This is a genomic window from Synechococcus sp. L2F (assembly GCF_024345695.1).
Taxonomy (GTDB): Bacteria; Cyanobacteriota; Cyanobacteriia; order PCC-6307; family Cyanobiaceae; genus MW101C3.
This window is the reverse complement of the sequence record NZ_JAGQBP010000004.1, coordinates 250,596-264,918: the sequence shown is the minus strand read 5'-3', so window position 1 is coordinate 264,918 and position 14,323 is coordinate 250,596. Positions and strand designations below refer to the sequence as shown.

At 64.1% G+C, this 14,323-nt stretch carries 9 protein-coding genes; 3 read left to right on the top strand and 6 right to left on the bottom strand.

From position 1 onward, the window contains the following. Positions 1 to 94: 94 nt before the first annotated feature. The 3 genes from KBZ19_RS12415 to KBZ19_RS12405 all read right to left on the bottom strand — a co-directional run bounded on the left by KBZ19_RS12415 (position 95) and on the right by KBZ19_RS12405 (position 6,254). Positions 95 to 1,501 carry a DUF4041 domain-containing protein gene (locus tag KBZ19_RS12415; protein WP_255101128.1) on the bottom strand — a complete coding sequence of 469 codons (1,407 nt, stop codon included), beginning with the start codon at positions 1,499 to 1,501 and terminating at the stop codon, positions 95 to 97. A 1,090-nt stretch (positions 1,502 to 2,591) separates the two neighbouring features. Beyond that, the gene (locus tag KBZ19_RS12410) at positions 2,592 to 5,372 is read right to left on the bottom strand and encodes a VapE domain-containing protein (RefSeq protein ID WP_255101127.1); all 2,781 of its coding nucleotides are present in this window, start codon (positions 5,370 to 5,372) and stop codon (positions 2,592 to 2,594) included. 369 nt (positions 5,373 to 5,741) lie between these two features. Continuing rightward, the gene (locus tag KBZ19_RS12405; RefSeq protein WP_255101126.1) at positions 5,742 to 6,254 is read right to left on the bottom strand and encodes a hypothetical protein; all 513 of its coding nucleotides are present in this window, start codon (positions 6,252 to 6,254) and stop codon (positions 5,742 to 5,744) included. 455 nt (positions 6,255 to 6,709) lie between these two features. On the opposite strand from KBZ19_RS12405, the gene KBZ19_RS12395 reads away from it, so the two are divergent. Beyond that, positions 6,710 to 7,885: a class I SAM-dependent RNA methyltransferase gene (locus KBZ19_RS12395; protein WP_255101125.1), complete on the top strand. Its 1,176-nt coding sequence runs from the start codon at positions 6,710 to 6,712 to the stop codon at positions 7,883 to 7,885. Positions 7,886 to 7,933: 48 nt separating this feature from the next. Here the strand turns inward: KBZ19_RS12395 and KBZ19_RS12390 are convergent, their stop codons facing one another. Both KBZ19_RS12390 and KBZ19_RS12385 read right to left on the bottom strand, forming a co-directional pair. Then, positions 7,934 to 8,338: a phage holin family protein gene (locus KBZ19_RS12390; RefSeq protein ID WP_255101124.1), complete on the bottom strand. Its 405-nt coding sequence runs from the start codon at positions 8,336 to 8,338 to the stop codon at positions 7,934 to 7,936. Continuing rightward, positions 8,335 to 8,751 carry a glycine zipper domain-containing protein gene (locus KBZ19_RS12385; protein ID WP_094512761.1) on the bottom strand — a complete coding sequence of 139 codons (417 nt, stop codon included), beginning with the start codon at positions 8,749 to 8,751 and terminating at the stop codon, positions 8,335 to 8,337. Before KBZ19_RS12385 ends, KBZ19_RS12390 begins: the two co-directional genes overlap by 4 nt. A 111-nt stretch (positions 8,752 to 8,862) precedes the next feature. Between KBZ19_RS12385 and smc the strand changes: the two genes are divergently transcribed. After that, on the top strand, positions 8,863 to 12,447 hold the full coding sequence (gene smc / locus KBZ19_RS12380; RefSeq protein ID WP_255101123.1) for a chromosome segregation protein SMC: 3,585 nt from the start codon (positions 8,863 to 8,865) through the stop codon (positions 12,445 to 12,447). A 79-nt stretch (positions 12,448 to 12,526) separates the two neighbouring features. After that, the gene (locus KBZ19_RS12375; RefSeq protein ID WP_255101122.1) at positions 12,527 to 13,726 is read left to right on the top strand and encodes a PRC-barrel domain-containing protein; all 1,200 of its coding nucleotides are present in this window, start codon (positions 12,527 to 12,529) and stop codon (positions 13,724 to 13,726) included. 136 nt (positions 13,727 to 13,862) lie between these two features. On the opposite strand, the gene msrB is transcribed toward KBZ19_RS12375, so the two are convergent. Beyond that, the gene (gene msrB / locus KBZ19_RS12370; protein WP_094512758.1) at positions 13,863 to 14,303 is read right to left on the bottom strand and encodes a peptide-methionine (R)-S-oxide reductase MsrB; all 441 of its coding nucleotides are present in this window, start codon (positions 14,301 to 14,303) and stop codon (positions 13,863 to 13,865) included. Positions 14,304 to 14,323: the final 20 nt, after the last annotated feature.

Below are 14,323 nucleotides of genomic sequence, written 5' to 3'. Positions count from 1 at the left end.
TCATCACCGTTACCATGAGAAGTGGACAGATGAGGCGGGGCTGGAGGAGGCGGTGGCAAAGTCAAACGAAACAGCAACGCCATAACGCTCAACCTCAGGAACGATCATTTCCAAATTGAAGGTATTTGCGCTTAGCCTCGCTCAACCTGAAGTCTTTTGCTTCAGCAAGCATTGTCCAACGAATTTCGGCTGCAATACCCAGTTGGCTTTTAAGCTTTTCTACCTCGGCTTGTATTTCGTCGATCGTGATACGGAAAAACTCTTTGCGCTCGTTTTCTAGGTTCAGCCGTCTGGGCTCAAAGTGTTTGTGCAGCTCGCGTTCAAGTGTTGGTGCGTCTTCTGTCCAGATGTACGCATGGCAGTCAAACGGAAATGGAACCGATGCATCGCCTAACTCCCGACGACGCACCTCAGGGTCTTCGCGGCGAGTCATCCCGATCTTAAAGACATGCTCGCCAAAGCTTCCGATGTTACTAAAGATATAGACATAGCCAGTTCGGGTTTGCTCGGCTAGGCTCTTTGCCCTCTTCTTGTCTTCTAGGGCATTAGCTAGTTCACGCTCTAGCGCCTCGATCTGCTTCCTAAATGCTGCCTTGTCGCTTTCAGCGGCGGCCTCCATCGCCTGCCGCGCTTCCCTCACCGCTTGCTCTACAGAGTCAGCCTTCTTGGCTGCATCGCGTTCTCGCTTCTCGGCTTCTTTTCGAGCCTTCTCCTCTTCTCGCTCCTGCTCGCGAATCCAAGCCTGCTCCTCCTTTACCTTTTCCTGAAACTTTGCATATTCGTAAACCAAGCCGAGCTCTTCCAGCCTGTTTGCCAAATACTTTCTGCTGATCTGGCAATCCCATGCATCCGCTATCTTATTGATCTGATCGAATGAAGATTGTATTCGCTTCTGCATAGTTATGATATTTCGGTAATTTACACGAGCGATGAACGCATCGCATTCACCATTAAACGCTCGAAGCATTAGCTGCAACACTTTTTTTAGCAGCTTTCTGCCCTGAGCCTCTGAGCCGTTGTAGTTGATGGGTCTAGTGGCGTATGCGGCAGCAGCTTTGTCTCTGGCTTCACCTGCAACTCGAAGCATTGATTTCTGAGCTTCCTTAATCTTCTCAATAGCTTCTTGATACTTCGGAAGATCTTCGAATCCATAAACAGGTCGATAATAGCCAACTTCCAACAAATGAGCATCATCTGCGATTAAGCGCAAGCCTTCGTTGACTCGCACTAGCTCCTGCTTGGCTGACTTCGCATCAGCTCGTAATGAAGCAATTCTTTGCTCTAGCTCGCTGCTCTCTTGCTTGGCAGCGCTAAGAATTTGGGTGGCCTCATCTCTTGCTTTTTCTAGGTCAGAGTCGGCGATGCGGCGGGCTGTTTTGGCATAAAGCTCGATAGAAGAGATGGGACGTAGCCTGTCCTTTAGTTTACTTACTTGGCGCTGGAGGCTTGATCCCCATACCAAGAGGGCTGCCACCAAAAGAACCAGGAAAAGCAACTCCATCGCCCAGCAGTTGAACTGCGGCAATCATCGGCGCTATTTGGCCAGGCCGGTGCCTCCCACGCCACCCACCAGGTCCGTCGATCACGTCTTCCCCCTGGTCCTGCAGAAGGGCCTCGAATGGGTGCTGGTGGCCGCGGCCTGCAGCCGGACAGTGATCTCTAGGCAGGTGCGGGCTGTCAGCGGCAGGGTTTCAACGATCGGCATTTCAGTGGTGTGGATGCGGTCCATTTCAAGCGGGATACCTGCCTGTGATCGTTCCCAACGCCGGACAGCCTTAGCCCTGCTACTTATCAGCCCTAGCCTCTGGTCCCGGCCTTGGGTAGCCGGCGCGATGCCAGCCGGTCTGGCGCATCGCCCATCGATGACGCCGGATCGTTTCCCATGCTTGCTCGACCAAGGCAGGAGGAAGTCCGCCCGAACGGCTGGGGATGGCTTGGCCAAGGGCATCATTCGCGAGCCTGTGATGGGCCGTCGCCAGGGACTCCAGCGCCATACGCCTGTCCCACGTCAACCTTTGTGGCGTCTCCAGCGCTTCACAAGCCTTATCGGCTGCAGCGGAGTGCGCGGCATAGTGCCAGCCTGCGGGTTTGCCCTGCCCGCGGTGATCGCCTGGTCTGCGCTGACTGGGATAGCGATAGCGAGCACACTTCAGGCATCGCCAGGTGTGCGGCCAGTGCGGCTGCAGGATGTGGTCTACCTCGGGAAGCCAGTTCATCAGCCTGTTCACCAGCAGGCGGGCACGACGACCACAACAAGGGCACAGCCACAACGGCATCCATCCGCCAGTGGCGCCACGGTCAAGCATCGGCATGGACTCCCGCATGGAGCGTGGCAATCGTTGCCGTTGATTGGCTGCGGCGCTGCTCTTGCTGCCGAACGTGCCGCCAGACCGCCAGAGCCACACGATCGACAGGTTCGCCGCGGGGGGCTCCTGCAGCGTGATGGAGTTCTGGCCGTGGATCAACAGGTGCCGGACCTCTCCAATGGATAACCGCCGGGGGCCGGCGTCGCGGTCGATTTCATACCAGCAGCTCATGGGTGACGCCTTAAACGGTCGGGGCTTGGGACAAAAGGGGCCTTGCGGGACGGGTCAGCAGGAAGGCGACAGGTCAGTGACCTGATCCGCTCCTGCGGCAAGTTGGCGGCCATCGGCATGGCTGACGCAAACCGTGAGACGCGGCATGGGGCCAGCCTTGCGGGACCAACCGGGTTCGCCGTTGACCAGGCAGGGGATGCGATCGGGGGTAATGCCATGGGCCAGCAGAGGCGTCACAACGTCCACCCTTGTCACAACCGCCGGATCAGAGTTTGTGACGGGGGGTTGTGACAATCCCCCCCCATTCATTGCAGCGGGTTTGGCGGAATCGTGGCTAACTGTCACAATCGTCACAACCTTTTTCTCCTCTGTCCCCGCCGCATCGTCCTCTGGCTGTCCCAAGGTTCTTTCTATTTCTGCTTTTGAAGAAGTGGGTTGTGACGGTTGTGACAGGTTCTGAGAGTCGATGCGCTGCAGAGGGTTGTGCGTGTCACAACCCCCCTGCGCATGGGTTGAGGCAGGTTGTGACGGTTGTGACGGGACTGACGAGCTCGTTTTGCTCCACAGACGTACCCGTTCACCATTGCGGCGCTGTTGTGGCCCCTTCTCAAAGCCAAGTTGGCGCAGAAGAGGGGCGATGCGTGTTTCCTCGGATCTACCGCACTGATCGAGTCGCCTCAAGCCTGCGGCATGGAGAGCCTCAGCGGTTGAGAATGGTTGTGATGGATCTACTGGGGCAATCGCATTCTTTGGATCTAAATGAGCCCCCAACGGGTTGCCATCAATCCAGGCCCGCAGCATTGCAAGCCAAGGATCCTCTGTGACGTACTGATGGTTTTGCGCCTCTGACTCGGCTGCCAGTCTTCTGTCGAGCATGGGTAGCTCTCCAGAGCGCCACGCCATGACTGCGGCTTTCCAGATAGCATCGCGGGATTGCCTAATTCCCTCGCGGTCTAGCTCTTGTTTGCCCTCGATCGGGACGACCCAATAACGCCGGTTGCCGGTGGAATCACGCAGGAACTCACGCGCATTGACAGTTCCTGCAAACACTGATCCGCGGGGCATTCTTTGAGTGGTACGCCCGTAGGGAGGCCGCACAGAGTCGATGCTAGTGGTGATCAGATTCTTGAGTCGCCCTTCTGCGCGGCCTCCGGTGATGTGCTCAATCTCTGCCAACTCGAAGATCCAGCAAGAATGAACGGCAAGCAGAAAGTCCTTGTCTGCATCAGGCACCGTGCTGTTGAACCATTCGGGACTTGCGAGAGCTTTGAAAGTCGTTGACTTGCACAGGCCTTGTTCGTCGCTTTGAAGCACTAGCGCATAATCCATCTGACAGCCAGGATTTAGGGCACGCGCGACAGCGCCGATTAGCCACTTGCGCACCATGGCGATATGCAAACGATCATTGGCGCGAAAGAATCGCGGCGCAACCTGATCTAGGTCGAACGGCGTGATGGAGTCGTTCTGTTCCAGAGAGAGCAGGTAGTGCCGCACCGGATGGAAGGACTGCAGCCGCGCGACATGACAGATCGCTTTGGTAATTGGTTCAGTGCTGATGATCCATCCTTTCTGCGACAGGAGTACATAGGCCGAATCAATATCGGCGTCGCGGATTGGGTACCAGCCCTTACTGGTGTGCACCTCCGGCAGGAGCGACATCTCATTGAACCGCAGCCGATCAGCTGGGAGCATCCCAGCCATCTCGCCCGGACTCAACTTGCTAGGAGATGGTGGGCCGCACTTCCTTTCTGCCCATCCGTCAGAGAGCGAACGGATCAGATCTAGGAAGGTGGCCGGCAGTTTCTGATCCTTGGCCTTGTTGAATTTGTTCCCGGTTCCTTTCGGCACAATGCCGGTTGTCTCAGGTCTCTTGCCCTTGTTGGTGTTGTAGGCCAGCCGCTCCTGTAGCTTCTCTGGCGGGGTACTGGGGTGGAGATCCCGTTTCAGGCCACCCTCAAACCTTCGCCAGGCTTTATGTTCATCAAATGAACTGTCCTTACGTTTGGCAGCTGTAATGTGATACGCATAGGCATCACGAGCTGACGGCTCTGGGATATGTCCATGCTGTTGAATCCATCGGTCAGTGCCGATGAGATCCTGAGCATGCTTGAGTTGGTCGTCATTCCAGGAGCCAGGCGTTCCGCCTGATTCGACGAACTGCCTTGTCTCCAGCGAGACGAACTCCAGGAGTGGCAATCGCAGGCTCAAGGGCGATGGAGTGGGCAGCTCTACCAGCACTGGGGCTTGCGTCTGCGGGGGTTCGAGCAGTGCCTCAATCAGCGGTAGTGGCGCCACCGCTGGCTCTGGAAGATCCGCGGGGCTGCGATTCTCTAACCATCTGTAGCCTCCCGTTAAGGGATGGTGTCCGATCAGGACGGATTGATGGCCTGTCCATCTGAGCTCCAATCCTTCGATCTTCCCGTCGTCGGGTGACTTGACGCCCGTACGCCGGTCCCACTTCCCTTTCAGTGCGGGCCAGTATTTCTCAGGCACGCGAAACGCCGCGGCCCTCCTCCCCTGTCTTGTCGAGGTCCAACCCCATGTTGGGGGCAGCTGCACTCCGTCCAGCAGTTCGCGCAGGAGCGGCTCTGCACTTGCCCCGTCGTGATCGAGCACCAAGAGACCTGAGACAGCACCGCAGATCATTCCGACGGCATGGCAACGGCCTGCGGCGATCTCTGCTCGGATCTGGTCCTTTGTCTGCGGGCACTCATCCCACTTCGACAAGTAGGCGTTCTTCTGCTTGCCGATTGGCGTCAATGCCAGCCAGTCGGGAAGCGCCTCCAGTTCGGTCAGGAGCACATCAGCGGGGAAGGACGAGGTTGCAGGGCTCATACCTTCACCTTCTCTCCCACCCGTGGTGGGGGATGGGCGGTGAGCCACCATTAGAAGGTCTCCCTGCTGAATGCCTCGATGGTGGAGGGGTCAACCCGACCGAAATCGGTGAAGGCCCTCTCGCACAGATCTCCGTGCCATTGGAAGGGCGCCCTTGTAGTCAGCCCTCCCCGCCGGTAGTGCATGCCCTCACGGAAAGGGTTGAAGACCGCAGCACGAAGGCGAAGCAAAGTCTTGCGGTGAACGCCTAGGCGCAAGGCCATCTCGGCAGTAGTGAGCCACTGCTGGGGACTCGGATTCATCACGGGGGACTCCGGGGATGAATCAGGTTTCCCGCGGCAGGTGTTGTGACTGAGAAGCCTTGCTAGTTCAGTGTTCTTCCAGTGCTGTGCTGACCCAGTTCGCGTGCTCGGAGTTGAGCAAGGTCTGCCTCAAACGCTCGGTGAAGGGATCGCCATACTCTTTGCGCGCCATCTTCAAGAGCCAGCGCAACGCAACCCCATTGCGTGCCTGGACGGCCTCACTTATGGCCTCTGCAGGAAACCAGCCACAAGATTCATCATCCAGGGTCTCGTCGGCGAAGGCCAGCTTTGCCTCCTCCAGGCGTACCCTCATACGCCGTACCATCTCTGGTGTTAAGGGTTTGCCAGCTTTCGTTCGACAGCCGGCGTCAAAGAGTTCTTGGCTCACCGCGCCAAGGCTCTTTCCATGCCCATCCTCCAGGATTTTTCGGTTGGCAAGAGCCCTAAGAAGCGCATGGGAATGAGACCGCTGATTTTCCTGATCGCGCGCTGGTCTTAGGCCACCGAGAACCGCTCCTCGCTGCAGGGCTTGCCGCAATCCCCTGCGGATCCGATCCCCATGCTCTTCAGGAGACCGCATGGAAGAGCCTGACCATCAGGCTCGCAGCTGAGCCGAAGCCAAGCTTGCACACGCTTTGCACACAGCTACTGAATGAGCAGGGGATGAGACGAGCAAGACCCCAGTTCCAGCAATGGGAAGGGGGCCTTCCAGCCCCCCGTGAGTCATTTGGGTGATAAGGCTGACTTACCCCATCTCCCTATAGGAGTCAGGCAGCCACAGGGGCGGTCTGACGGGAGAAACGAACGATGTTGTTCGCTGTTACGGGTTTGCTCTTACCGAGCAGGCTTCAGTCACCCTCCTCATACCCCGTCGAAACCATTGCAGCCCCTGGAGGCCCGCAGATGCGGGGATGGAGCTGAGCGGAATCGAACCGCTGTCCGAAGCACCGGTGTGAGCCACCTAGTCCGCCCGAGGACGGACCTTGTCATTGTGGCAGCAGTGAGGGCACAGGGCATGGGGGAAAGCCGGTGGGCATGACCGAACCTGTCGCTGCCGTGGCGGTGCTGCCCCAGGGCCTGGAGCAGCAGGGCGCTGAGGAGCTGGCCCAGCTCGGTGCCAGCGATGTGCGGCCCTTGCGGCGGGCGGCCAGCTTTCGGATCGAGCCGGCGGGCTTCTATCGCGTGCTGCTGGAGGCGCGCCTGCCCTTTCGCCTGCTGCGGCGCCTGGCTGTCTTTCCCTGTGCGGGCGCCGATGCGCTCTACGACGGCATCCAACGGGCAGCCGACTGGGACCGCTGGCTGCCGCCGGACGCCAGCTTCCGCGTCGATGTGACCGGCTCGGCCCCGGGCCTCAACCACAGCCACTTCACGGCCCTGCAGGTGAAGAACGCTCTTGTGGATCTGCAGCGCCAGCGCCACGGCCGCCGCTCCGGCATCGACCTGGACCATCCCGATCTCAGCCTGCAACTGCACCTGGGCGGCGGCCAGGCGCAACTGAGCGTGGAAGCCGCCGGCAGCAGCCTGCACCGCCGCGGCTGGCGGGCGGCCATGGGCCTGGCGCCGCTCAAGGAGAACCTGGCCGCCGGCCTGATCGCCTGCACGGGCTGGGATGGCCGGGTGCCGCTGGCGGATCCGCTGTGCGGTTCCGGCACCCTGCTGATCGAGGCGGCCTGTCTGGCGCTGGCGCGGGCTCCGGGGCTGCTGGATGACGCCAACGGTCAGCCCCAGCCGCGCCATTTCGCGATCGAGGGCTGGCCCGACTTCGACCCGGAGCTGTGGCGGCAGGCAGTGGCTGCTGCCGCCTGCCGCCGCCGCACCGGTCTGGCCGACGGCAGCCCGTTGGCGCCGATCGTGGGACGCGAGCAGAACGCGGACGTGCTGGGGCAGGCACGCCACAATGCCGCCGCGGCCGGTGTGGCCCCCTGGATCGACCTGCAGGCCGGTGATGTGCGGGACTTCCAGCCCCCGGAAACCCCCGGCGTGCTGGTCTGCAACCCTCCCTATGGCGAGCGCCTCGGCGCCGACGACGATCTGGAGGCGCTCTACAGCGATCTCGGCCGCCTGCTCAAGGAGCGCTGCTCCGGCTGGTCGTTGTGGCTGCTGAGCGGCAACGCCGCCCACACCGGCGCCCTGCGCATGAAGGCCAACCGGCGCGTTCCGGTGAGCAACGGCGGAATCGATTGCCGCTGGCTGAATTACACGATCCGCTGAACTCTTCCGCTGAACACCTCCGCTGATCGCGACCGCCTGGCGCGTGCCTCAGCGGCCCAGAATCGCTCGCGTGGTCTTGGTCAGGCCAGCGGTGGTCTGGGGCAGGTAGGGCCCCTTGGTGAGCTGCCCGCCGATGCGCAGGAACAGCCCGGCCAGCACCAGATCGAGGGCCATCACGGCCAGCACCGACCGGATCCAGCCCCAGGCCAGCCCCAGCTGCAGCCAGAGCACCAGGGCCAGCTGGCTGGCCACCGTGGCCAGCATCACCATGCTGATGCCCGCACCGAGCAGCAGGCCGCCGCTGATCAGGCGGCGCTTCTCCTTGTCGGCCTCCTGCAGGGCGATGCGCACGTGCAGGTCCATCACAGAAGCCACCAGGGCGGTGATGCGGCCCGCTGCCATGCGGCCCACGCCGGCGCCGTCGTCGTTGCGGCGGTGGTTGTCGCCACTCATTCGGAGCGCCGCCCGGTGGAGAGCAGCAGGCCGACCACGACCCCGACGGCCGCCGCCACGCTCACGGCCAGCAGGGGGCGCTCACGCACTGGCTTCTCAAGGCGGGGCCGCAGGCTGGTGTTCAGGTCGTCGAGCAGGTTCTCCAGCTGCTCCTCCAGGGGACCGATGCGATCGGCCAGCTGGCGGGTCTGATCGGAGGCGCCATGAAGCAGATCCAGCAGCTGGCCACGCACTCCGCTGACGGTGCGGCCGGTGTGCTCGGCGATCAGGGAGGCCACCTCGTCGAAGCTGCCGCGGGTGGCTTCTAGGGTTTCCTTAGCCACCTGGGGCCATTCCTGCTGGATGGTGGGCAGCAGGGCCTCGAACCGCTCGCGGAACCGTTCGGCGCTGAGCGTCGGGGTGTGCTGATCCATGGGGCTGCCCGGGGGTGACGCTTGCGGTTCCAGGCTAAGCAGCGCCTCGCGGGTGGGGGTTGAGATTGTGTCGGAGTCCGATAGATTCGGCCTGCTCGAAGCGCGGGCCTGTTGGTTCACATCAATCAGGTCGAGTTCAAACATTTCAAGTCGTTCGGCGGATCGCTGGCGATCAGCCTCGAACCCAATTTCACCGTGGTCACCGGGCCGAACGGTTCGGGCAAGAGCAACATCCTGGATGCAGTGCTCTTCTGCCTGGGCCTGGCTTCCAGCCGCGGCATGCGGGCCGAGCGCCTGCCGGATCTGATCAACAGCGCCGTGTTGCGCCAGGGCAAGGCCGCCGAAACGGTGGTGAGTGTGCGCTTTGATCTCGGCGACTGGCAGCCGGATGGCGCCGAAGAGGGCCTTGAAGCCCCGGCAGAGGGTCCCTGGATCCAGGCCGGCCAGCGCGAATGGACCGTGAGCCGGCGCCTGAGGGTGGCGCCAGGCGGCACCTACAGCAGCAGCTACAGCGCCGATGGCGTGCCCTGCAACCTGCAGCAACTGCAGACCCAGCTGCGGCGCCTGCGGGTGGATCCGGAGGGCAGCAACGTGGTCATGCAGGGCGATGTCACCCGCATCGTGTCGATGAGCGCACGTGAGCGGCGGGGCCTGATCGACGAACTGGCGGGCGTGGCCCTGTTCGACAGCCGCATCGAGCAGACCCGCGCCAAGCTCGACGAGGTGCAGGAGCGACAGGAACGCTGCCGCATCGTTGAGCAGGAGCTGCTGGCTAGCCGCCAGAAACTCGAGCGCGATTGCGCCAAGGCCCGCTTGTACCAGGACCTGCGCCAGCAGCACCACGACGGCCGCCTGCAGGAACAGCTGCTGCGCTTCGAGCAGGCCCAGGCGCAACGCGCCGACGTGACGCGCCGCCAAACGGCGCTCACGGCGCAGCAGGACGCCGACCGGCTGGCTATCGCTGCCGCCCAGGAGGCTCTGGAGCAGAACGCGCAGCAGCTTGAAGCCCTGCAAGCGGAAGTGAAGGCCCTCGGCGAAGACCAGCTGCTCGGCGTTCAGGCCGAACTGGCCGGCCTCGACTCCAGCAACCGGGAACTGGCCCGTCAGGGCGAGCGGAATCAGCAGGAAGCCGAGCAATTGCAGCAGCAGCGCCAGGCGCTCAGCCGCCAGCAAGGGGAACTGCGGCAGCAGCAGCACGCCCTCACGGGCGACGACGATCGCCAGGAGCTGGAGGCGGCCGAGCAGGCCTGCCACAACGCTGAAGCGGCCGTCAACCTCTCGCGGCGTCGGCTGGGCGAGGTGGCCGGGCGTTCCGGCAGCTGGCTGGACGCGCAGAAGCGACGCAGCCAGCAGCGCAGCCAGCTGCAGAGCGTGATCGCCCCGTTGCTGGAGGAGCGGCAGCAGTTGGCCGAACGGTTGCGCCAGCAGCAGGAGCGCCTGCTGGAACTGGGCGCCGAGCTGGAGGGTGGCAGCGGCGACGACCAGGAGCTGCAGCAACGGCGGGCCGGTCTGGAGACGGAAACCCTCGCGCTGCAGCGCACCCTGGCCGGGCAGCAGCAACAGGCCCAGCAGTTGGCCGAAGCCCTGGCGCTGCAGCAACGCACCCGCGCCCGGCTGGAGCAGGAACAGATCGGCCTGGAGCGTGACATCGCACGCCTGGAAAGCCGCCGCGAAACCCTGCAGGAAAGCCGGGGCACCGGCGCGCTGCGCTTGCTGCTCGAATCCGGCCTGGAGGGCATCCACGGCCCTGTCGCCCAGCTGGGCGATGTGGAGGAACGGGTACGGCTGGCGCTGGAGGTGGCGGCCGGGGCGCGCCTGGGCCAGGTGGTGGTCGACGACGATCGCATCGCCGCCCGGGCGATCGAGCTGCTCAAGAGCCGCCGGGCCGGCCGGCTCACCTTCCTGCCCCTGAACCGCATCCGCGGCGGCAGCAGCCAGGCGGCGTCCAGCAGCTGGAGCAACCCCGGTGGGCTGGTGGGGCGGGCGGTGGATCTGATCCGCTACGAGCCCGTCTACGGCGAGGTGTTCCGCTACGTGTTCGGCGACACGCTGGTGTTCGAAGACCTCTCCAGCGCCCGCAAGGAGCTGGGGCGTTGCCGTGCCGTCACCCTGGAGGGCGAGTTGCTGGAGCGCAGTGGCGCCATGACCGGCGGCAGCCTGCAGCAACGCAGCGACAGGCTCAGCTTCGGCAGCAGCGGCGAGCACGACGAGGCCGAACCGTTGCGGCGGCGCCTGCTGGAACTGGGCGAAAGCCTGGTGGCCTGCCGCCGCCAGGAGGCTGAGCTGGGGCGCCAGCTGGAGCAGTTGCGGCCGCTGCTGCAGGGACATCAGCAACGGCTGGCCGGCCTTGAAGCCGAGCGCGCTGCCACTGAGCGGGCTGCCGGCCCCCAGCTGGAGCGTCTGCGGCAGCTCAACGAGCGCCTCGCGCACACCCGCGCCGCCGAAGCTGCCGATCAGCAACGCCACAGTGAGGTGGTGGCGCTGCTGGAAGCTCCGCAGCAGCAGCTGGCGGCCCTGGAGCAGGAGGAGGCCGCCGCCCAGGGCAGCGGTGACAGCGACCGCTGGCAGGGGCTGCAGCAGGAGCTCGAAAGCGCCGATGCCGCCTTGCACGAGGCCCGCCAGCACCGCGACGCCCTGCTGACGGCGCGCCGGGAACGCACCCTGGCGGCGGAGCGGCTCGGCCATCAGCTCGACGCCCTGGCCAGCGAGGAGCAGCGGCTGCGTCAGGCCGTGCTCGCCTTGTCTGAAGCCCATGGCCAGTGGCGGGAGCGGCAGAGCGAGGCCCTACAGCGCCGTGCCGCCCTGGAAGCCCAGCAAAGTGCGCTGCAGGAACGCTTCGGGGAGCGGCGGCGCGCGCGCGATGAGGCCGAAGCCCGCCTGGCGGCCGCACGCCTCGCCCTGCAGCAGCAGCAGTGGGATCTGCAGCGGCTGCAGGAGGAGCTCGCTGCCCTGGCTGAGCAGGAGCGGGGGCTGGGGCTGCGGCTGGAGGCGATGCAGCGCGAGCTGCCCGATCCCCTGCCGGAGCTGCCGGCGGGCGTGCGCGAGGCGGGGCTGGCGGCACTGGAGCAGTCGCAGCTGCGGCTGCAGCAGCGGATGGAAGCGCTGGAGCCGGTGAACATGCTTGCCCTTGAGGAGCTGGAGGTGCTGGAGCGGCGGATTGCCGAACTGGAGGAGCGCCTCGAGGTGCTCAGCAAGGAACGGGAGGAGCTGCTGCTGCGAATTGAAACCGTGGCCACGCTGCGTCAGGAGGCCTTCCTGGAGGCCTTCCAGGCTGTGGACGGGCACTTCCGCACGATCTTCGCCGGGCTCTCCGATGGCGAAGGACACCTGCAGCTGGAAAACCCGGAGCAACCGCTGGAAGGGGGACTCACCCTGGTGGCCCACCCCAAGGGCAAGGCGGTGCGGCGGCTGGCCTCGATGTCAGGGGGGGAGAAATCGCTCACGGCACTGAGTTTCCTGTTTGCCCTGCAGCGCTTTCGCCCTTCTCCCTTCTATGCCCTCGACGAGGTGGACAGCTTCCTCGATGGGGTGAACGTGGAGCGGCTGGCCGCCCTGATCGCCAGCCAGGCGGACCAGGCCCAGTTCCTGGTGGTCAGCCACCGGCGCCCGATGATCGCGGCCGCCACCCGCACGATCGGCGTCACCCAGGCCCGTGGCGCCCACACTCAGGTGGTGGGTCTGCCCACTGCCGCCTAGACCGAACCCCCAGCACCGGGGTCGTGGGTCACAATGACCCCCAGCCCCAATGTCGCCGACACCCCGCGGGATCTGGCCGTTGACCTCTTCCATTCCTCCTTCCGCCGATCCCGCCGCCGCCGCACCCAGCGACCGTCTCTGGCTGCGGTCGGAGCTGATGGGCACCCAGGTGATCACCCGTGACACGGGGCGCCGCCTCGGGGTGGTGGGCGAGGTGGTGGTGGACATTGACCGGCGTGAGGTGGTGGCCCTCGGCCTGCGCGACAACCCCCTCACCCGCTTCCTGCCGGGCCTGCCCCGCTGGATGCCGCTCGACCGCATCCGTCAGGTGGGCGATGTGATCCTGGTGGATTCCGCCGATTCGCTGGCGCAGGGGTTCAATCCCGAGCGCTACAGCAAGGTGATCAACTGCCAGGTGATCAGCGAGTCGGGCGAGCAGCTCGGCCGGGTGCTCGGCTTCAGCTTCGACATCGAGACCGGTGAGCTCACCACCCTGGTGCTGGGGGCCCTCGGCGTGCCCCTGCTGGGCGAGGGGGTGCTGAGCACCTGGGAACTGGCGGTGGAGGAAGTCGTCAGCAGCGGCCCCGACCGCATCATCGTGTATGAGGGGGCGGAAGAAAAACTCAAGCAACTGGGCACGGGCCTGCTCGAGAAGCTCGGCATCGGCGGCCCCAGCTGGGAGCAGGAAGAGCGCGATCGCTTCCGCCAGACGATGGTGCCGGTGGAGAACCAACTGGCCTCCGGGCAGCCCAGCGTCCAGGAGCAGCGCCGGATCCAGCCCGCCAGCAACCGGGCTGTGGAGCCCAGCGTCGATCAGGAGCTCGAATACGTGGAGCTGGAGCGGCGGCGGCAGGAGCCGCTGCGTCAGCGCCGCTACCTCGACGACGAGGAGGAGGAGTCTTATGGCCGTGGCGAGTCGCGCCGCTTCGACCACGACGACGACCGGGGCTTCAACCGGGAAGAGGGCCGTGGCTATGGCAACGACGAGGTCCGCGGCCTCGGTCGTCCTCAAGACCGGGACTTCATCCGCGGCGAGGAGAGCGGCTACGGCAATGACCAGCCCGGCCGTGAACCACTGGAACCCCTTGACCCTCTCCCGCCACGCTCAGAGCGCACGCTGCCTCTGCGCGAGCGCCCTCTTCAGGCGCGCCCGGACAGCCGTCGGCGCCCACCCATGGCCGAGGATCCCGTCGATGTGGACGTGGAGCCGTACAGAGATGAGGATGTGACCGATCAGGCCGCTCGGCGCCGCCGTAACGATTTTGAAGATCCCTGGTGATCACGGCCTTCTGTGATGAAGGTCCGCTGTCACAGCGCGGCTTGAAGTGATGCGGACTGTAGGTTTGGCGGCCAAGACTGATTGCGCCCGTCGCTGATCATTGCCTGGGCTGATCACAGCGCTCGTGGAGCGATTTTCATCCTGCCCCTTCCTTCGGTTCAAAGTCGAGCGAAGCCGAGTTCACGCAGTACCGCAGACCGGTGGGCGCTGGACCGTCGGTGAACAGGTGTCCAAGGTGAGCCTCACAGTTGGCACAGCGGATTTCCGTGCGCACCATGCCGTGGCTGCGGTCTTCGACGGTGGTGATCGCCTTGGGATCGAGGCCGCTCCAGAAGCTGGGCCAACCGGAGCCGGAGTCGTACTTGGCGTCGGAGGTGAACAGCCGGGTGCCACAGCAGACGCAGTTGTAGTGCCCGGCCTGCTTGTTGTTCCAATAGGCACCGGTGAAGGCCCGCTCCGTGCCCCCGAGGCGCGCCACCTGGTATTGCTCAGGCGTGAGCTTCTGCTGCCAGATCTGATCCGCTTCCGCCGGGGTGGGAGCGGGGGAGGAAGCGGCAGCTGAATCGGAAGGGGCCATGGCCGGAGGCGACGAGCGGC